Source organism: Actinomadura sp. WAC 06369 (assembly GCF_003947565.1).
In the GTDB taxonomy this organism is placed as follows: Bacteria; Actinomycetota; Actinomycetes; order Streptosporangiales; family Streptosporangiaceae; genus Spirillospora; species Spirillospora rifamycini.
This window is the reverse complement of the sequence record NZ_QHJN01000094.1, coordinates 1-18103: the sequence shown is the minus strand read 5'-3', so window position 1 is coordinate 18103 and position 18103 is coordinate 1. Positions and strand designations below refer to the sequence as shown.

The 18103-nt window shown below is 77.1% G+C and carries 17 protein-coding genes; 7 read left to right on the top strand and 10 right to left on the bottom strand.

The window, feature by feature from the left end:
• Positions 1–13: 13 nt before the first annotated feature.
• The 4 genes from DMH08_RS23945 to DMH08_RS23930 are packed head-to-tail and all read right to left on the bottom strand — an operon-like array spanning position 14 to position 5076.
• Complete coding sequence (locus DMH08_RS23945) at positions 14–1213, bottom strand: nucleotide disphospho-sugar-binding domain-containing protein (protein ID WP_026401564.1); 1200 nt, start codon at positions 1211–1213, stop codon at positions 14–16.
• 12 nt (positions 1214–1225) lie between these two features.
• Positions 1226–1939 (bottom strand): N-acyl homoserine lactonase family protein, encoded by a 714-nt coding sequence (locus tag DMH08_RS23940; RefSeq protein WP_026401563.1) that lies wholly within the window; start codon positions 1937–1939, stop codon positions 1226–1228.
• Positions 1940–1989: 50 nt separating this feature from the next.
• A complete protein-coding gene (locus tag DMH08_RS23935) occupies positions 1990–3477 on the bottom strand; it encodes a sialidase family protein (protein WP_125617861.1) in 1488 nt (495 codons plus the stop codon).
• 39 nt (positions 3478–3516) lie between these two features.
• On the bottom strand, positions 3517–5076 hold the full coding sequence (locus tag DMH08_RS23930; RefSeq protein ID WP_125617859.1) for an FAD-dependent monooxygenase: 1560 nt from the start codon (positions 5074–5076) through the stop codon (positions 3517–3519).
• Between the two features lie 127 nt (positions 5077–5203).
• Between DMH08_RS23930 and DMH08_RS23925 the strand changes: the two genes are divergently transcribed.
• Entirely contained in the window at positions 5204–6127 is a 924-nt protein-coding gene (locus DMH08_RS23925) for an NAD(P)-dependent oxidoreductase (RefSeq protein WP_125617857.1), read from the top strand.
• A gap of 25 nt (positions 6128–6152) precedes the next feature.
• Here DMH08_RS23925 and DMH08_RS23920 read toward each other — a convergent pair whose 3' ends face one another.
• Positions 6153–6587, bottom strand: a complete 435-nt coding sequence (locus DMH08_RS23920) for a hypothetical protein (RefSeq protein ID WP_026401559.1) — start codon at positions 6585–6587, stop codon at positions 6153–6155.
• A gap of 126 nt (positions 6588–6713) precedes the next feature.
• On the opposite strand from DMH08_RS23920, the gene DMH08_RS23915 reads away from it, so the two are divergent.
• Genes DMH08_RS23915 through DMH08_RS23890 form a run of 6 tightly spaced genes read left to right on the top strand, consistent with a single transcriptional unit; the run spans position 6714 to position 12912 of the window.
• A complete protein-coding gene (locus DMH08_RS23915; RefSeq protein WP_125617855.1) occupies positions 6714–8246 on the top strand; it encodes an FAD-dependent monooxygenase in 1533 nt (510 codons plus the stop codon).
• Positions 8243–9778 (top strand): peptide MFS transporter, encoded by a 1536-nt coding sequence (locus tag DMH08_RS23910; RefSeq protein WP_064743549.1) that lies wholly within the window; start codon positions 8243–8245, stop codon positions 9776–9778. The genes DMH08_RS23915 and DMH08_RS23910 overlap by 4 nt, the downstream gene beginning before the upstream one ends.
• An 18-nt stretch (positions 9779–9796) precedes the next feature.
• A complete protein-coding gene (locus tag DMH08_RS23905; RefSeq protein ID WP_026401557.1) occupies positions 9797–10870 on the top strand; it encodes a glucose-1-phosphate thymidylyltransferase in 1074 nt (357 codons plus the stop codon).
• An 11-nt stretch (positions 10871–10881) separates the two neighbouring features.
• Positions 10882–11076 (top strand): DUF6059 family protein, encoded by a 195-nt coding sequence (locus DMH08_RS23900; protein WP_125617853.1) that lies wholly within the window; start codon positions 10882–10884, stop codon positions 11074–11076.
• Entirely contained in the window at positions 11073–12455 is a 1383-nt protein-coding gene (locus DMH08_RS23895; RefSeq protein ID WP_125617851.1) for an acetyl-CoA carboxylase biotin carboxylase subunit, read from the top strand. Before DMH08_RS23900 ends, DMH08_RS23895 begins: the two co-directional genes overlap by 4 nt.
• On the top strand, positions 12448–12912 hold the full coding sequence (locus tag DMH08_RS23890) for a DUF1772 domain-containing protein (RefSeq protein ID WP_233617767.1): 465 nt from the start codon (positions 12448–12450) through the stop codon (positions 12910–12912). Before DMH08_RS23895 ends, DMH08_RS23890 begins: the two co-directional genes overlap by 8 nt.
• Positions 12913–13086: 174 nt before the next feature.
• Here DMH08_RS23890 and accD read toward each other — a convergent pair whose 3' ends face one another.
• The 5 genes from accD to DMH08_RS23865 form a co-directional block, all read right to left on the bottom strand.
• Positions 13087–14772: an acetyl-CoA carboxylase, carboxyltransferase subunit beta gene (gene accD / locus DMH08_RS23885; RefSeq protein WP_125617850.1), complete on the bottom strand. Its 1686-nt coding sequence runs from the start codon at positions 14770–14772 to the stop codon at positions 13087–13089.
• A complete protein-coding gene (locus DMH08_RS23880; RefSeq protein ID WP_051300409.1) occupies positions 14769–15122 on the bottom strand; it encodes an antibiotic biosynthesis monooxygenase family protein in 354 nt (117 codons plus the stop codon). The genes accD and DMH08_RS23880 overlap by 4 nt, the downstream gene beginning before the upstream one ends.
• Entirely contained in the window at positions 15119–16390 is a 1272-nt protein-coding gene (locus DMH08_RS23875; RefSeq protein WP_442778647.1) for a ketosynthase chain-length factor, read from the bottom strand. Before DMH08_RS23875 ends, DMH08_RS23880 begins: the two co-directional genes overlap by 4 nt.
• Positions 16387–17655, bottom strand: a complete 1269-nt coding sequence (locus DMH08_RS23870) for a beta-ketoacyl-[acyl-carrier-protein] synthase family protein (RefSeq protein ID WP_034517042.1) — start codon at positions 17653–17655, stop codon at positions 16387–16389. The genes DMH08_RS23875 and DMH08_RS23870 overlap by 4 nt, the downstream gene beginning before the upstream one ends.
• Positions 17655–18103 (bottom strand): cupin domain-containing protein (locus DMH08_RS23865; RefSeq protein WP_233617766.1); only part of this gene is annotated, 449 nt, incomplete at its 5' end. The genes DMH08_RS23865 and DMH08_RS23870, both read right to left, overlap by 1 nt.

The window sequence follows — 18103 nt, the reverse complement described above, 5'->3', positions numbered from 1 at the left end:
GGCGGGGTCCTCCTCAGGCGGGCACGGCCCGCTGCGCGAGCCGCTCCAGGTCGGCGACGATCTCCCAGGGGGCGGGCTGCGCGGCCAGCTCGGCGCGGAGCCGCGCCGCCGCCGCGCCGAACGACGGGTCGGCCAGCAGCCGCCGTACCAGCGGCCCGGTCCCGGCGCGGACGGCCGCGGCGCCGCCGTCGCGCGGCAGCAGCATCAGCCCGGCGCCGCTCGCCTCGATCCGCAGCGCGTTGCGCACCTGGTCGGGCGAGAGCGCGACGACGAGCTGCGGCACGCCCGCAGCGACCGCGCCCAGCGTGCTCCCGCTGCCGCCGTGGTGGACGACCGCCGCGCAGGTCGGCAGGATCGCGTGCAGCGGCACCTGCTCCAGCTCCCGCACCCCGTCCGGGACCGGGCCGAGCAGCTCCGCCTGGTCCGCGGCGCGCGCGACGAGCACCTCCAGGTCGTCCCCGGCGAGCTCCGCCGCGACCGAAGCGACGGCCTCGCGCAGCCAGAACGCGTCGGGGCGGCCCATCCGAGACATCGCGGTGCCCCAGGTGACGAGCACCCGGGGCCGGGCGGCCGGGGCGTCGAGCCAGCGCGGGATCTCGCCGGGGCCGTTGAACGGGACGTAGCGGACGGGCCGGTGGTCGGGCGTGCCCGCCTCCCGCAGCGACGCCGGGCCCGGGTCGAGCGTCAGCTCCCCGCCGAGGTCCACCTCGGTCAGCCCGAACCGCTCCCACAGCGGGGTGAGCAGCCGCCGGTGCAGGTGCTCGACGGGCGCGGTGACGTCCGGCCCCCACAGGTGCCGGACGGACGGGACGCCGAGCACCGCCGCGACCAGCGCGCCCGCCGCGGCCGTCGGCTCGTGCACGACGAGGTCGGGGCGCCACGACCGGGCGAACGCCACGAGGTCGTCCGCCATCCGGTCGGCGATGCCGGCGAAGACGCCGACGACCGCCTCCGCGTCCGCCTCGGCCGCCGCCGGGTCGCGGTCGCTCCAGTCGATGTCGTACATCGGCCCGACCCGCTCGGCGAACAGCGGCGCGACGTCGCCGTCCGGCCCGCACTCGACGATCTGGTGCCCGGACCGGCCCACGGCGTCGGTCAGCCCGGGACCGGACGCGATCCGCACCTCGTGGCCCGCGCCGCGCAGCGCCCACGCGAGCGGCGCCAGGACATGGAAGTTCGTCGGCCACGGGACCGTCACGAACAGTACGCGCATCTGTCGTCCCCTCTAGGAGTAGTAGGCGGGCCCGGTCGTCAGCTCGGGCCACTGCTCGGCGCAGTGCCCGTGCACCACGAGCGCGCCCGTCGCCTCGGCCAGGTCCATCAGCCGCGCGGTGGCGGCGCGGGTCGCGGGCTCGTCCACGTCGAACGGGTACATCGGCCGGGTCTCGGCGTTGCGGGCGGCCCGCTCGGGGATCGCGTCCACCGCGAGCAGCACGGGCCCGGTGTCGGGCAGCCGCACCAGCAGCGACTGGTGCCCGGCGATGTGCCCGGACGTCTCCAGCAGGTCGATCCCGGCCAGCAGCTCGGTGTCGCCCTGGACGCGGCGGTACTTCAGCTCCGGGCGGTCCCAGGCGGAGCGCGTCATCTCCAGCCTGGGCACCGTCCCCGACAGCGCCAGCTCGTGGTGCTCGCGCTGGATGACGAACTCGGCGTCCGGGAACGCGTCGTGGTTGCCGGCGTGGTCGGGGTCCAGGTGCGAGCAGACGACCATGTGGACGTCCTGCGGCGCGAGCCCGACCTCGGCCAGCCGGGACACGACGTCCTCGCCGGCCTCGACGCGGATGGGCTCCGGGGACCCGGGCGCGTACCGGCCGGCGCGCGCCCGGGGGTAGCCGGTGTCGACGAGGACGTTCACGCCGTCGTCGGTCTGGATCAGGTAGCAGGCGATCGGGGCCCCGGTGGCCACGAGCGTCCCGGTGCGGAACAGGTACAGGCGCATGTCGGCTCCTCGCGGATTCGGCTCCTCGCGGACGAGGTGCGGTGCTGGTGTCATCGGGCCCGGTGCGGCCGGGTCACGACGACGCGGGTGGGGTCGCCGGGGGCGCCGCCGGTGACGAGCGCGGCGACGAACCCGCGTCCGGCGTGCGCGAGCCCGGTGTAGGTGCCGATGTAGGGGCCGCCGAACCAGTACGGCGCCGCGGCCAGGTCGGCCGGTGCGGCGAGCCGCCGTTCGGTCCACTTCCCGGCGGCGGCGCAGTCGCCGGCGCGGCAGGTCGCGAGCCACACCGCGGCGGGCGCGCCCGCCTCGGGAGTGTTGCCGCGGAAGTCGTAGTAGCTGACCCCGACGGTGCCGTCCGCCGCGACGTCGACCTGCGGCAGGAACGCCTGCCCGGAGCCGTACTCGTCCGAGTCCGGCGTGAGGTTCGCCTTGCGGCGCGGCGTCCAGGTGGCGCCGCCGTCCTCGGACGCGGACAGGCCGACCGCGCTGAGGCTCCGCGACAACCCAGCCTCGCCCCACACGACGTAGACCTCGCCGGTGCGGCCGTCCACGGCGATGTCGGGGACGGAGCCGGGCGCCATCATCGGGACGTACGGCGGGTGGTCGGGCAGGATCGGCGTGTTCATCTCGACGTCGGCGACGGTGACGGGGGCGCTCCACGTCGCGCCGCGGTCGGCCGAGCGCAGCACCCGGACCCGTTCGGGCAGGTCGCCGGGGTGCGGGCCGCCGCCCACCGGGTGCTCGTTCTCCAGGAACACCGTGACGAGGCGGCCGTCGGGCAGCACCACGACCTGCCCGCCGAAGGTGCCCGCGCCGGGCGTCTGCGGACGGTGGATCGAGCGCGGCTCGGCGAACGTGCGCCCGCCGTCGTCGCTGACGGCCAGCAGCAGGTCGTGGGTGCCGCCGTCGACGTCCCGGCGGTTCCACACGGCGTACACGCGGCGCGGGTCGCGGGGGTCGACGGTGACGGTCGACTTGTCGTTGAAGTAGCGGGGGCGCGGGTCGTTCGTGAGGGTGACGGGGTCGCTCCAGGTGCGGCCGCCGTTCCACGACCGGCTGACGACGACGCCCGTCGCGTCCTGCCCGGTGGCGCTGACCGTCGCGTACAGGACGCCGCTCGGCCCGAACGCCACCCACGGGTTGGTGGCGCGGCCGTTGGCGCCGCCCGCGCAGGCGCCGACGCCGGGCAGCACGGTGCGGCGCCAGGTGCGGCCGCCGTCGGCGGTGGACGCGACGACGATGCCGCGCGAGCTGCCGCTCGCCCACAGGTCCTGCCGGTAGGCGACGGCCCGCCGCCACGGGCGGCGCGGGTCGACGGCGAGGTGCGACTCCGATTCGGCGTGCAGGGTGAAGGTGTCGCCGGGGGACGCGTCGGCGGTGCAGTCGGCGAACGGGCTCGGCCCGTCGAGGCGCCGCTCGGGCGACCACCCGGGGCCGGCGGCCGCCGCGGGCGGCGCGGCGACGAGCGCCCCGGCCAGCGCGGCGGCGACGGTGGCGGCCGCACCGGCGCGGCCGGTGCGGGATCGGGTTCGGGACACGGGGCGGCTCCTAGCTCTCGGGCGCGGGGGGCGGGGCGGTCAGGCGAAGACGCGGCCGAGGTAGCCGCGCAGCGCGGTCAGGTCGTGCAGCGGGCCGCGGAACCCGATGTGGCCGTCCGGGCGGACGACGTACAGCCGGGGTCCGTCCGCGTCGACGGCGCGGTGCAGGGCGCCGTCCGGGTCGGCGGTCTCGCCGGGGCGGGGCTCGCCGGGGGTCAGCAGCCAGGTCCGCAGCTCCGGGTAGGCGTCGGCGAGGGCGCGCACCCGGACGGTGTCGGTGCCGGGGCCGTCCAGGCCGGCGAGCCCGGTGAGCGCGACGAGCGCCCAGTCGGCGCCGAGCGTCTCCGACAGCGGCGCCCCGGCGCCGTCCGGGCCGCGCACGGGCGGGTCCGGGAGCCGCTCCCCGGCGGCGGGGCCGGGCAGGTCGGCGGCGTCGCGGCACAGCTCCCCCGCCGGGTAGCGGACGGGCGGCTGGGTGCGGACGTCGTGGGTGGCGGTGCGGACGCGGGGGCCGTGCAGCGCCTCGGCGTCCGGGTGGGTGCCGTAGGCGAGGATGCGGGACGCGTGCTCGATGGTGGCGCGGGCGACGGCGCGGCGCTCGTGGTCGTAGGAGTCGAGCACCGCCTCGCCGGTGACGCCGCGTTCGACGTCGGCGAGCTTCCAGGCGAGGTCGTGGGCGTCCTGCACGCCGCCGTTGAACCCGTGCACGGGCATGGGGACGGTCTTGGCGGTCTCGCCGACGACGAAGCAGCGGCCCGAGCGGAACCGCCCGGCGAGGCCGCGCGCGGGACGGGACCGCCAGACCGGCCCCGTGTACCGGGGATCGCCGGTCATCCCGGTGACCGCGCGGACCGTGCCGGCCAGCGCGGACCAGTCCGGCGCCGACCAGTCGGCGGGGTCGGGGTCGGGCTCCATGGTGAAGAGGCGGTGGCGGCCGTCCGGCAGCGGGACGAACCCGATGTTGCGGTGGTCGGCGAGGAAGATGTGCTCCTCCTCGGGCGGCAGCGGGAGGACGCCGCCGAGGTCGACGTCCAGGTGGAACATGCGGACGCCGGGGACCGCCTCGCCCGACCAGCCGAAGCCGAGGGCGGTGCGCAGCCCGTCGTCCGCCGCGCCCTGCGCGAGCACGACCCACCGGACGCGGACCCGCTCGACGCCGCCGGGGCGCCGCAGCTCGACGTCGGCGCCGTCCGCGTCCTGGCGGACGGACGCGGCGAGCACCGGGCGCTCCACCGGGACGCCGCGCGCGGCGAGCGCCCGGGTCAGGACGTCCTCGGTGACCGGCTGCGGCAGGGTCAGCGGCAGCGGCCAGCGGCCGTCCTCGTCGGCCATGGAGTGCGCGAAGGACTCCCCGCCGAGGTGGAACACCTTGCGGCGCAGGGTCACGGCGGACCGGGCCAGCTCGCCGACCGGCGCGCCCGCCCGGTGCAGGACGCCCAGGGTGCGGGGCCACAGCATGTAGCAGCCGGTCGCGGCGGCCGGCCGGGGCGTCCGGTCCACCACGCGGCACGGCACCCCGCGCCGGGTCAGTTCCAGGGCGGCGGTCAGGCCCGCGGGGCCCGCGCCCACGATGAGCACGGCGGTCGCTGCGTCGGTCATGCCCGGGACGCTAGGAACGGCGGATCGAGACCCGGTCGAGGGCGGCTGGGGCGAGCGGTCCTCGACCCGCCTTCAAGCCCCGCCGCCCAGCATCGGCGCCGGAGACCGACACCGAGGAGGCGGCGGGATGCACGCGAACACGGAGACCGGCACGGGGGCGGCGACCGAGACGGGCGCGGGGACGGGCGCGGAGCGGCGGGCGGTGGCGTTCGTCGGGCTGGGCGGCATGGGCTCGGGGATGGCGCACGCGCTGCTCGAGGCGGGCTTCCCGCTCACGGTCCACAACCGGACGGCGAGCCGCGCGGAGCCGCTGACGGCGGCGGGCGCCGCCGCGGCCGCGACGGCCGGGGACGCGGTGGACGGCGCGGCCGTCGTCGTGGTCAGCCTCGCCGACGAGGCCGCGGTCGAGGAGGTCGTGTTCGGGGCGCTCGCGGGGCGGCTGCGGCCCGGCGCGCTGCTCGTGGACACCTCGACCGTGTCGCCCGCCTACTCGCGGGACGCCGCGGACCGCCTCGCCGCCCTCGGGGTGCGCCGGGTGGAGGCGTGCGTCGTCGGGAACCCGCTGATGGCCCGGGCCGGGAAGCTGCGGGTGTTCACGGCGGGCGACCCGGCCGACGCCGAGGCCGCCGGGGACGTCCTCGCCGCGTTCGGCCGGGAGGTCCGGCACCTGGGCGCGACCGGGAGCGCGTGCGTGCTGAAGCTGGCGTTCAACGTGCTGCTCGGCGTGCAGGTCGCCGCGCTGGCCGAGGCGGTGACGATGGCCGAGGGCGCGGGCCTGCCCCGCGCGGAGCTCCTCGACGCGCTCACCGGCAGCGGCTTCAGCGCCCCGACCCTCGACTTCCGCGCCGGGTTCATGCGGTCCCGCGAGTACGCGCCCGCCGCGTTCCGCACCGCGCTGATGGCCAAGGACCTGCGGCTGGCGCTGGACGTCGGCGCGGGCGGCGGGACGCCGATGCCGGTGACGGCCCGCGCCGCCGACCGGTACCGGTCGGCGGCGGAGACGGGCCGCGCCGACCAGGACGCCGCCGCCATCGTCGAGCTGCCCGGCTGACCGGGCCCGGCGGCGGGCGGGGACGTCAGCCGCGGGCCTTCTTGCGGGCGTCGTACCGGGCGGCGAGCGCCGACCCGACGAGGACGACGTAGCCGATCGCGCCGCGCGCCGCGCCGTCCACGGCGGAGCCCGCGGCGGTCTCGTCCATCCCCCAGGCGAGCGCGCACGCGCGGCGCGCGGCGAACACCAGCACGGCGATCAGCAGCGCCGGGACGATGGCGAGGACGGGCGCGAGCCGGCGGACCGTGTCCTGGGCGGCGGTGTTCCCGCCGTCCTCGCGGAGCACCATCACCAGCCCGCCGAGCAGGAAGAACACCATGATCCCGATGCAGAGCGGGCTCGCCACGAGGATCCCCCGGAAGTCCCCGCCGGACAGCGACAGCACCAGCCATCCCACGGTGACGGCCGCCGCGCACAGGGCGGACATCTTCCACGGGAACAGGCGTACCGCCTCGCGCATGTGCTCTCCTCGGCTCACGGTCGGTGGACGACGATCCTCGCACGGGGCGGTCGAGGATCGGTCGAGAACGGCGGAGCCGATCGTTCCTCGACCGGGCGTCGAGGCCCGCCGCCCAGCATCCTCGGCATGGACGCGCAGGAACGCACCTCGGTACTGATCGTCGGCGGCGGTCTCGTCGGGCTGGCCATGTCGGCCTTCCTGGCCCGGCTCGGCGTGCCCGCCCTGCTGGTGGAGCGGCGCTCCGGGCCGTCTCCGCACCCCCGGGCGCGCGGGGTGAACCCCCGCACGATGGAGCTGCTGCGGCTGCTCGGGATCGCCGACCGCGTCCGGGACGCGGAGTCGGCCCGCGCGCTGGCCGGCAACCACGGGATCGTCGCGGTCGAGACGCTGGCCGGGCGGCGGCTCGGCGAGCTGGCCGAGCCGTACTTCCGCGGCGTCCGGGACCCGGCCGGCCTGTCCCCCGAGTCCTGGTGCATGGTCCACCAGGACGAGCTGGAGCCGCTGCTGCGCGACCGGGCCGTCGAGCTCGGCGCCGCCCACCGCTTCGGGACGGAGTACGTCGGCCACACCGAGACGGACGGCGGGGTGGTCGCGACGGTCCGCGACACGGCGTCCGGGCGGACCGCCGCGGTGGCCGCCGACCGCCTCGTCGTCGCGGACGGCGCGGGCGGCGGGATCCGGGAGCGCCTCGGCATCGGGACGCACGGCCCCGGGGCCCTCGCCCGGTTCGTGAACATCGCCTTCACCGCCGACCTGACCGGGCCGCTGGACGGCCGCCGGTTCATCATGTGCTACACGACGGGCACCGGCACCCGGTCGGCGCTGCTGCCGGTCAACAACACCGACCGGTGGATGCTGCACGTCCTGCGCGACGCCGACGACGCCTCCCTCCCCGGACCGGACGAGTGCGCCGCCCTCGTCCGCGCGGCGGCCGGCGTGCCGGACCTGCCCGTGCGCGTCGACGGGGTCCTGCCGTGGGTGTCGGCGGGCCGCGTCGCGGACGCGTTCGCCGCCGGGCGCGCGTTCCTCGTCGGCGACGCCGCGCACGTGATGCCGCCGTCCGGCGCGTTCGGCGCGAACGTGGGGGTGCAGGACGCGCACGCCCTCGCCTGGCGGCTCGCGGCCGTCGCCCGCGGCGACGCCGGCCCCGCGCTGCTGGACGGCTACGACGCCGAGCGCCGCCCCGCCGCCGACCACGCGATGCGGCAGGCCGTGCTGCGGTCGCGGGACCGGCCCCGGTTCGTCGGCGGCGGCGACGCCCCGCCCCCGGACCCGGACCTGGAGCCGGACGAGAACGTCGTGTTCGGCCCCGAGCCGGACGGGACGCCGGGGCGGCGCGCGCCGCACGTCGTCCTGCCCGGCGGGACGTCCACGATCCACCGGTACGGCACCCGCTTCGTGCTCGGCCACGGCCCCGCCGGGGACGGGTGGGGGCGCGCCGCCGCGGCCGCGGCGGCGGACGCGGGCATCGGCGTCGACGCCTACGGCGGCGACGACGCCTGGTGCGCGGCGCACGGCGTCGCGCGCGACGGCGCGGTGCTCGTCCGCCCGGACGGCGTCGTCGCGTGGCGGGCGGCGACCGGGCCGGACGACCCGGGCGCGCTCGCCGGCGCGCTCCGCGGGGCGCTCGCGGCGCCCGTCCCGGGGGCGGCGCGATGAGCGTCCGGGCCGCCTTCACCGGGCACGGCCCCTGGTACCGCACGCTGTTCCTCACCGACATGTGGGAGCGGTTCAGCTTCTACGGCATGCAGGCGATCCTCGTGCTGTGGGCGGCGGCGCCGGCCGCCGAGGGCGGGCTGGGGCTGGACGGGCCGACGGCCGCGGCGCTGTTCGGCGTCTACATCGGCGGCGTGTTCGTGCTGGCGATGCCCGGCGGCTGGCTGGGCGACCGGGTGCTCGGGGAGCGCCGCGCCGTGCTGTGGGGCGGCCTCGGGATCATGTGCGGGCACTTCGCGATGGCGCTGCCCGCGCGTCCCGCCGCGTACGCGGGGCTGCTGCTGATCGCGGCGGGTACCGGGCTGCTCAAGCCGAACATGAGCGCGCTGCTCGGCCGCTTCTTCGACGCGGGCCGGTCCGTCGAGCGGGAGGCCGCGTTCTCGGTCTTCTACATGAGCATCCAGGTCAGCGCGCTCGCCGCGCCGCTGCTCGTCGGGTTCCTCGGCGAGACGGTGAACTGGCACCTGGGGTTCGCCGCGGCCGGCGTCGGGATGGCGTTCGGCGTCGCGCAGTACGCGGCCGGGCGCCGCCACTTCGGTGACGTCGGCGACCGGCCCGCCCGCCGCGCGGCGCCCGCCGAGCTGCGGCGGGCCGGGCTGGTGGCGGGGACGGTCGCCGGTGCGGCGGCGGCGCTGCTCGCCGTCGACGTCGCCGCGGGGACGTTCGTCCCCGACCATCTGATCGTCCCGATCGGGCTGGTGATCATCCTGGCGGCGCCGGCGGCGTACACCGGGATGCTGCGCCGTCCCGGGCTGACCGCCGCGGACCGCGCCCGCGTCCGCGCGTTCGGGTGGCTGTTCCTCGCCGCGGCCGTGTTCTGGATGCTGGTGGGCCAGTCCGGGTCGGTGCTGAACCTGTTCGCCGAGCGGTCCACCGACCGGGACGTCCTCGGCTGGACGGTCCCGGCGAGCTGGTTCCAGTCGGCGACGCCGCTGTTCGTGCTGCTCGTGGCGCCGGTCACCGCGGTGGTGTTCCTGCGGCTGGGGCCCCGGTTCGGGGTGCGCGGCAAGTTCGTGGCGGGGATGGCGCTGTCGGGCGCCAGCTTCGTCGTCATGGCGGGCGCGGCGCTCGCCGCCGGAACGGGGAAGGCGTCCCCGCTGTGGCTGCTGGCCGTGCTGTTCCTGCACGCCTGCGGCGAGCTGGTGCTCGGCCCGGTCGGGCTGAGCGCCGCCGCCGACGCCGCCCCGCCGGCGTTCCGCGTGCAGATGCTCGGGCTGTGGTGGCTGTTCTGCGCGATGGGGATGGGCCTCGGCAGCTCCACCGCGCGCGTCTCCGAGTCCGTGTCCCCCGCCCTGTACTTCGCGGCGCTGGGCGCGCTCGCGCTGGCCGTGGCCGTCCTGCTCGCGGTCTGCGCCGGGTCGGCCGCCCGCCGCCTCGCCTACGCCGCGCCGGCGCCGACCGCGCCGGCGCCCGCCGACCGGACGGCCGGTCCGGCGGCCGGGCCGCGCACGACCGGCCCGCTGATCACCGACTGAGCAAGGGATGGGAACAACGTGAAGGCTCTGGTACTCGCCGGGGGCACGGGGTCGCGGTTGCGTCCCCTCACCCACAGCATGCCCAAGCAGCTCGTCCCCGTGGGCGGGCGGCCCGTGCTGTTCCACGGGCTGGAGGCCCTGCGGGACGCGGGGGTCGAGGAGGTCGGCGTCATCGTCGGCGACCGCGGCGCCGAGATCCGGGCCGCGCTGGACGCGGAGGACGGGCTCGGCCTCGACCTCACCTTCATCCCGCAGGACGCGCCGCTGGGCCTCGCGCACTGCGTGCTGATCGCCTCGGACTTCCTCGGGGACGACGACTTCGTCATGTACCTCGGCGACAACGTCATCCTGGACGGCGTCGCCGGCATCGTCGGGGCGTTCGGCCGCGCCCGGCCCGCCGCGCAGATCCTGCTGGCGCCGGTGCCCGACCCGGAGCACTACGGCGTCGCGGAGGTGGACCGGTCGGGGCGCGTCATCGCGCTGGCGGAGAAGCCCGCCGAGCCGCGCAGCGACCTCGCGCTCATCGGCGTGTACGTGTTCTCGCCGGAGATCCACGAGGCGGTGCGCGCGATCGAGCCGAGCGACCGCGGCGAGCTGGAGATCACCGACGCGATCCAGTGGCTCCTGTCGCGGGGGCGGCCGATCGCGTCGCACCGGTTCGACGGCTACTGGAAGGACACCGGACGCGTCGAGGACCTGCTGGAGTGCAACCGCGCCGTCCTGGAGGGCATCGCCCCGGACGTGCGCGGCAAGGTCGACTCGACGAGCGAGATCATCGGCCGGGTCGTCGTCGCGGAGGACGCCGAGGTGAGCGGCTGCCGGATCGTCGGCCCGGTGGTCATCGGCCGGGGCAGCCGCCTGTCGGGGACCTACGTCGGCCCGTTCACCTCCGTCGGCGCCGACTGCCGGGTCACCGACTCGTCGCTGGACTTCTCGATCCTGCTGGACGGCTCGACCGTGGACGGCGTCCGCGGGCTGCACGGCTCGCTGCTCGGCCGGGAGACCACGATGGGGCGCCCGCGCGGCGCGCACACGGCGAACCGCGTCGTGGTGGGCGACCACAGCAGGCTGCAGATCGGAGGCGTGCGGTGAAGGGGTGCGGGGTGAAGGAACTCGGCACGGTCCTCGGGCTGGGCGTCCGGCGCTGGTTCGAGGGCCTCGCGTGCGTCACCGTCGCGCACGGCTGGCTGCCGCCGGACCGCGCCGCCGCGGCGCCCCTGCTGGACGAGCCGCCCGCCGGCCATCCCGAACGGCTCGTCGCCGGCGACGCCGGGTGGCACCGGGAGTGGGTGCGATGAGCGGGCCGGACGTCCCGTTCCGCAGCGTGCTCATCGCCAACCGGGGCGAGATCGCGCTGCGGGTCGCGCGGACCTGCAGGGAGATGGGCATCCGGACGATCGCGGTGTACTCCACGGCCGACCGCGACTCGGCCGTGGTCCGGTTCGCCGACGAGGCGGTGCACATCGGGCCGTCCCCGGCGCGGGCCAGCTACCTGAACGTGCCCGCGATCGTGGAGGCCGCGGCGGCGACGGGCGCGGAGGCGATCCACCCCGGCTACGGCTTCCTGTCGGAGGACCCGGACTTCGCCGAGATCTGCGACGCGAACGGCTTCGCCTTCGTCGGGCCGCCGCCCGCGCTGATGGCGCGGCTCGGCGACAAGTCCGCCGCCCGCGCGATCATGGCGGAGGCCGGGCTGCCGGTCCTGGGCGGCAGCACCGGCACGCTGGACGGCGCCGCGCAGGCCAAGGCCGTCGCCGACGGCATCGGCTACCCCGTCATCATCAAGGCGACGGCGGGCGGCGGCGGGCGCGGCATGCGGGTGGTGGAGGGGCCGGGCGCGTTCATGCGCGCCTACAGCGAGGCCCGCGCCCAGGCGCACTCGGTGTTCGGCGACTCGCGGGTGTACGTGGAGCGCTACGTGGACCCGGCGCGGCACATCGAGGTGCAGATCCTCGCGGACGAGCACGGCGGCGTCGTCCATCTCGGCGCCCGGGACTGCTCGGTGCAGCGCCGCTACCAGAAGCTCGTGGAGGAGACGCCCGCGCCGCGGCTCGACCCGGCCGCCGCCGAGGAGCTGTGCGCCGCGGCCGTGCGCGGCGCGCGGGAGATCGGCTACGCGGGCGCGGCGACGTTCGAGTTCCTGCTCGACGCCGACGGCGCGTTCCACTTCATGGAGATCAACTGCCGGATCCAGGTGGAGCACCCGGTGACCGAGATGGTGACGGGCGTGGACGTCGTCCGCGAGCAGCTCCGCGTCGCCGCCGGCCTGCCGCTGTCGATGAAGCAGGAGGACGTGGCGCCGTCCGGGGTGTCGATCGAGTGCCGGATCAACGCCGAGGACCCCGCGGCCGGCTTCCGGCCGACGCCGGGGCGGCTGGACGAGCTCGTCCTGCCGGGCGGCCCGTTCACGCGCGTGGACGCGCACGTGTTCCCCGGCGCGTCCGTCGCCGCCGAGTACGACCCGCTGCTGGCCAAGGTCGTCGTCTGGGCGCCGGACCGCGGCGCGGCGATCGCCCGGATGCGGCGGGCGCTGGACGAGCTGCGCGTGTCGGGGCCCGGCGTCCGCACGACCGGGTCGTTCCTGCGCGGCGTCCTGGACCATCCCCGGTTCCGGGACGGCTCGCACTCCACCGGCCTGGTGGACGAGATCACGAGCGGGGAGGACGGTCGTGGGTGACGTGCTGGGCGAGGGCGTGGCGCTGGTGGCGCTGCTGTGCACGGGCGTGGCGGCGGGGGTGCTGTTCGCGGTGGCGGTGAGCGTCGTCCCGGCGCTCGCCGCGCTCCCCCCGGAGCGCTACATCGAGACGCACAAGCTGCTCGGCCGCAACTGGGATCCGACGATGCCGATCATCGTGCTCACCGCGACCGCGGGGCATCTCGCGCTGGTCGCGGTCGCCGACGGCGCCGCCGACCGGGTGCTGTCGGGGATCGCCGCCGCGCTGATGCTCGGCACCGCCGCCGTGTCGCACCTGCTGAACGTGCCGCTGAACCGCGCGGTCAAGGCGCTGGACCCGGCGCGCGGCGTCGGCCCCGACTGGTTCGACCCGCGGCCCCGCTGGCGGCGGTTCCACCTGGTGCGCACCGCGTTCGCCGTGCTCGGCTTCGCGTCCGCCGGCCTCGCCGTCGTCACCTGAGCGCCGCCGCCCGCCGCCCCCTGCCGCCCCCGCTCCGGCACCCGGAGCGGGGGCTTACGCCATCCGCCCCCGCCGGCGAGCCGCGGACCGTCCCGCCGAAAAGCCCGGACCGCCCCCGCTCCGAAGGCGGAGCGGGGGCAGTCCGGGGTCGGCATGCCGGCGGGCGTCGCCGGGCTACTCCGCCGGAACGTCGCGGACGGCCTCGCGGCCGAAGGCGCGGAAGCGGGCGCGGCGCCCGCGCACCAGGTCGCCGGACGGGACGCCGTGCAGGTCCGCCAGCGCGTCCAGCAGCACGCGGCGCAGCCGCTCGGCGGCGCCCGCCGGGTCGGCCTGCGCTCCGCCGGGCGGCTCCGGCACGCAGCCGTCCACGATCCCCAGCCGCAGCAGGTCCGGGGCGCCGATCCGCAGCGCGCGGGCGGCCTCCGGTCCCCGTCCCGCGTCGTTCCACAGGATCGCCGCGCACCCCTCCGGGCTGATCACTGAGTACACCGCGCCGGCGAGGGCGTACACCCGGTCGGCGACGCCCAGCGCGAGCGCGCCGCCGCTGCCGCCCTCGCCCGTCACCACCGCGACGACCGGGACCGGCAGGCCCGCCATCAGCCGCAGGTTCTCCGCGATGGCGAGCGCCTGCGCGTTCTCCTCGGCGGCGATGCCGGGGTAGGCGCCGGGGGTGTCGACGAGCGTCACGACCGGCAGGCCCAGCTTCGCGGCGAACCGCATCAGCCGGGCCGCCTTCCGGTAGCCCTCGGGCCCGGCCATCCCGAAGTTGCGGGCGGACAGCTCGGCGGGCGTGCGCCCCTTCTGGTGCCCGATCAGCATGATCGGGACGCCGTCCAGGGTGCCGACGCCGCCGACGATCGCCGGGCAGTCGGCGCGGAGCCGGTCGCCGTGCAGCTCGAGGAAGCCGTCCAGCAGCGAGAACGCGTAGTCGAGCGTGGTGGGCCGGTCCAGGTCCCGGGCGGCCCGGACGGCTTCGGCCGGGTCCCGCTCGGGCAGCGCCGCCGGGTCGGTCACCGGCGCGCCGCCCGCCCGGCGCGGGGCCGCCCCGGGGCGGCCGAGCGCGAGCAGCCGCCCCAGCGTGGGGCGCAGTTCGGCGCGCGGGGTGATCCGGTCGACGACGCCGTGCGCGGCGAGGAACTCCGCGGTCTGGAAGTCGGCCGGGAGCTCCTGCCGGATCGTCTGCTCGATGACCCGCGGCCCGGCGAACCCCATCCGGGCGCCCGGCTCGGCGAGCAGGACGTCCGCGAGCGTCGCGAACGACGCGGCGACCCCGCCGTAGGTGGGGTCGGTCAGCACCGCGACCGTCAGCACCCCGGCCTCGTCCAGCGCGGCCAGGGCGGCGCTGGTCTTGGCCATCTGCATCAGCGACAGCGCGCCCTCCTGCATCCGGGCGCCGCCGGACGCGGTGACCAGCAGGAGGGGGGTGCGCTCGGCCAGCGCCGTCTCGGCCGCCCGGGTGACCAGCTCCCCGGCGGCCGAGCCGAGGCTGCCGCCGAGGAACGGGAAGTCCATGACGGCCGCGACGACGGGCGCGCCCTCGATCGTGCCGCGCACCGCCCGGACCGCCTCGTCGGCGCCGGTCCGCTCGCGCGCGTCGCGGACCCGCTCCGGGTAGGGCCGGACGTCGACGAAGCCGAGCGGGTCGTACGGGACGGCCTCGGCCGGCAGCGGCCGGACGGAGCCGGGGTCGAGCAGCATCGCGATCCGCTCGGCCGCGCCGAGCCGGGCGTGGTGCCCGCACTCGGAGCAGACCCGCAGGTTCCGGACGAACCGGCGGACGTACAGCAGCGTGCCGCAGGCCCCGCAGCGCACCCAGTCGGTGGCGGCGGCGGAGTTCCGGCGGACGTCGACGACGGTCACGCGGCGCCCTCCCGGTCGGCGGCGCCGCGCAGCCGGTGCACGACGTGCATCGTCGTCATCGACCCGCCGCTGCGGTACGGGTGGAGCTTCTGCCGGTGCTCCACGTGCTGGTCGCTGTGCTCGAACTCGCGGAAGCGCGGTTCGTCCACCCAGTCGCTCACGATGTAGTAGATCCCCGGCTCCTCCGCCGACCGCATGAGCCACTGCCCGAGGTTGGCGGGATGGCCGGTGATCACGTCGCCGACCGACCGCCACACGTCCTCGAACTCGGCCTCCACGCCCGGCTTGATCTGCATCCGGAGCATCACGCGGAACGCCACGGCGGGGCGCCCGTCGGCCTGCACGGTCATCTGCTCTCTCCTTCGGTCGTCTCCACGACGAGGGCGGCGTTGAAGCCGCCGTGGCCGCGCGCCACGACGAGCGCGCGGCGCAGCGGCAGCGCGCGGGGCGCGCCGCGCACGAGGTCCAGCGGGTACGGGCACGGGTAGTCCCCGGCCGTCGCGGGCACCAGCCCGTCCCGCAGCGCCAGCAGGGCGGTCGCGACGTCCAGCGACGCGCCGCCCGCGTACAGCCGCCCGGTGAGGGTCTTCGGCGCGGTGACGGGGACGCCCTCCGGGCCGAACACCGCGACGAGCGCGGCGGCCTCGGCCCGGTCGAGCTCGGGGTCGGCGACCGCGTCGGCGAACACCGCGTCCACCTCGGCGGGCGCCGCGCCCGCGTCGTCGAGCGCCGCGCGGATCGCCCGCTCCAGGGTGGGCGGGCGGCCCGAGCCGGGCGGCGGGTCGAACGTGGCCGCGTACCCGGTGATCCGGCCGTAGCCGACGACGCCGCGCTCGGCGGCGTGCGCGGCGTCCTCCAGCACGAACATCGCGCCGCCCTCGCCGGGCGCGTAGCCCGCCGCGTCGGCGGCGAAGGGCCGGTAGGCGGCGGCCGGATCGTCCGCGGTGCTGAGCTTCCCGGTGGCCGTCTGCGCCGTCAGCCCGTACGGGCACAGCGACGCGTCCGTGCCGCCGGTCACGACGAGCCGGGTCCCGGTGCGCAGCAGCCGCCGGGCCTGCGCGAGCGCGTCCAGCCCGCCCGCCTGCTCGGTCGCGACGACGCCGCAGGGCCCGCGCATCCCGTGCCGGATCGAGATCTGGCCGGTCGTCGCCGCGTAGAACCAGGCGATCGACTGGTAGGCCCCGACCGCGCGCGGCCCCCGCGACCAGAGCCGCTCGATCTCGCGCTGGCCGAACTCGGTGCCGCCGGACGAGCTGGCCGTCACCACCGCCATCTCGTACTCGGGCAGGCCGGCGGGGTCGGCGGCGGCGTCGGCCAGCGCCATCTCGGCGGCCGCGAGCCCGAGGTGCGTCCAGTGGTCGGTCTGCGGGATCAGCCGGCCCGGCACGCGCTCGGCGGCGGAGAAGCCGGGCACCTCGCCCGCCACCCGCACCGGGTAGCGGGACGGGTCGAACCGGGCGAGGACGCCGAGGCCGCTGCGTCCCGCCCGGGTGGCGTCCCAGTAGGCGTCCGTGCCGAGCCCGTTGGGCGCGACGACGCCGATCCCGGTCACGACCGCGTCGCGCGCGCCCGTACCGTTCGTCTTCCCGCCGTTCCCGTTCACGCCGTTCCCGGTCACGCCGCCCTCCCGGGGCGGGTCAGCACCATCGCGGTCTGGAAACCGCCGAATCCCGAGCCGACCGTCAGCACCGCGCCGGTGCGGTGGTCGCGCGCCTCCTTCGGCACGTAGTCCAGGTCGCACTCGGGGTCGCGGGTCTCCAGGTTCGCGGTCGGCGGCACCACCTGGTGCTCCAGCGCCAGCACGCACGCCGCCGCCTCGATCGACCCGATCGCGCCGAGCGAGTGCCCGACCATCGACTTGATCGAGCTGACCGGCACCTCGTGGGCCCGGGCGCCGAGGCTCCGCTTGAACGCCGCCGTCTCGTGCCGGTCGTTCTGCTTGGTGCCCGACCCGTGGGCGTTGACGTAGTCGATGTCGGACGGGTCGAGCCGCGCCTCGTCCATCGCCACCCGGATCGCCTCGGCCATCTCGCGCCCGTCCGGCTTCAGGCCCGTCATGTGGAAGGCGTTGCTGCGGGCGGCGAACCCGGCGAGCTCGGCGTACACGTGCGCGCCGCGGGCCTCCGCGCGCCCCGCCTCCTCCAGGACGAGCACCGCCGCGCCCTCCCCGAGCACGAACCCCTTGCGGTCCAGGTCGAACGGGCGGGACGCGTGCTCGGGGTCGTCGTTGCGCGGCGAGGTCGCCTTGATGGCGTCGAAGCACGCGACGGTGATCGGGGAGATCGGCGCGTCGGTGGCGCCCGCGACCATGACGTCGGCCGCGCCCTCCTGCACCAGCCGCAGCGCGTGCCCGACCGAGTCCAGCCCGGACGTGCAGCCGGTCGAGGTCAGCGACACCGGCCCCTCCGCCCCGACCCGCCACGCCACCTCGACCGCCAGCGTGCTCGGCACCATGTGGCCGTACAGGTGCGGGACGGCGTACTCGGGGTCGACGAGCCACTCGCGGCCGCCGTCGCTCAGCACGACGTACTCCTGCTCCAGGCCCATCGTGCAGCCGACCGCGCTGCCGATGCTGACGCCGGTGCGCTCGGGCACCAGGTCGCCGGCGGCGAGCCCGGAGTCGGCGAGCGCCTCCTCCGCCGCCACCACCGCGAACTGCCCGGCCCGGTCCATCCGCCGGATCTCCCGGGGGCGCAGCCCGGCGGCGGCCGGGTCGAAGTCGACCTCGGCGGCGATCCGCGACCGGTATCCGGTGGCGTCGAACAGCGAGATCGTGCGGGTCGCCGTGCGGCCCGCCGTCAGCATCGCCCAGAACGCCTTCGCGCCGACCGCGCCGGGCGCCACCACCCCGACGCCGGTCACCACGACCCGACGGTCCGCCATCACGCCCCACCCACCTGCGGGCCGGACTCGTCCGGGGCCGGCAGCGGCTCGGTGTCGACGTGGCCGAGGTCGGGCCGCGGCGCGAGCGGGCTCAGGTGGAACACCACCTCCGCCCGCTCCGTCCCGGCGTTCTCCAGCCGGTGCCGCACCCCGATCGGGACCATCAGCGCGTCGCCGGCCCGCAGCGGCACCGGCTCGTCCGCGACCCGCATCAGCAGCTCGCCGCGGACGACGTACAGGAACTCCTCCGAGTACGGGTGGTAGTGCTCGGACACGAACTCGCCCGGTTCGAGCGTCAGCACGCCGAAGAACCCGGAGGTGGAGCCGACGGTCTTCGGGCTGAGCAGCACCCGGATGTCGCCGCCGCGCCGCCGGTTCGCGGCGACGTCGTGCGCGCAGACGGGCCGGACGGCGGCGGCCGGCTCGACGGCGGCGGGCCGGGCGCCGC

What these genes read in the sequence shown, in the direction of transcription:
- DMH08_RS23945 (WP_026401564.1), bottom strand. Translation starts at nt 1,213, where the DNA reads ATGCGCGTACTGTTCGTGACGGTCCCGTGGCCGACGAACTTCCATGTC.
- DMH08_RS23940 (WP_026401563.1), bottom strand. Translation starts at nt 1,939, where the DNA reads ATGCGCCTGTACCTGTTCCGCACCGGGACGCTCGTGGCCACCGGGGCC.
- DMH08_RS23930 (WP_125617859.1), bottom strand. Translation starts at nt 5,076, where the DNA reads ATGACCGACGCAGCGACCGCCGTGCTCATCGTGGGCGCGGGCCCCGCG.
- DMH08_RS23925 (WP_125617857.1), top strand. Translation starts at nt 5,204, where the DNA reads ATGCACGCGAACACGGAGACCGGCACGGGGGCGGCGACCGAGACGGGC.
- DMH08_RS23920 (WP_026401559.1), bottom strand. Translation starts at nt 6,587, where the DNA reads ATGCGCGAGGCGGTACGCCTGTTCCCGTGGAAGATGTCCGCCCTGTGC.
- DMH08_RS23915 (WP_125617855.1), top strand. Translation starts at nt 6,714, where the DNA reads ATGGACGCGCAGGAACGCACCTCGGTACTGATCGTCGGCGGCGGTCTC.
- DMH08_RS23910 (WP_064743549.1), top strand. Translation starts at nt 8,243, where the DNA reads ATGAGCGTCCGGGCCGCCTTCACCGGGCACGGCCCCTGGTACCGCACG.
- DMH08_RS23895 (WP_125617851.1), top strand. Translation starts at nt 11,073, where the DNA reads ATGAGCGGGCCGGACGTCCCGTTCCGCAGCGTGCTCATCGCCAACCGG.
- DMH08_RS23880 (WP_051300409.1), bottom strand. Translation starts at nt 15,122, where the DNA reads ATGACCGTGCAGGCCGACGGGCGCCCCGCCGTGGCGTTCCGCGTGATG.
- DMH08_RS23870 (WP_034517042.1), bottom strand. Translation starts at nt 17,655, where the DNA reads ATGGCGGACCGTCGGGTCGTGGTGACCGGCGTCGGGGTGGTGGCGCCC.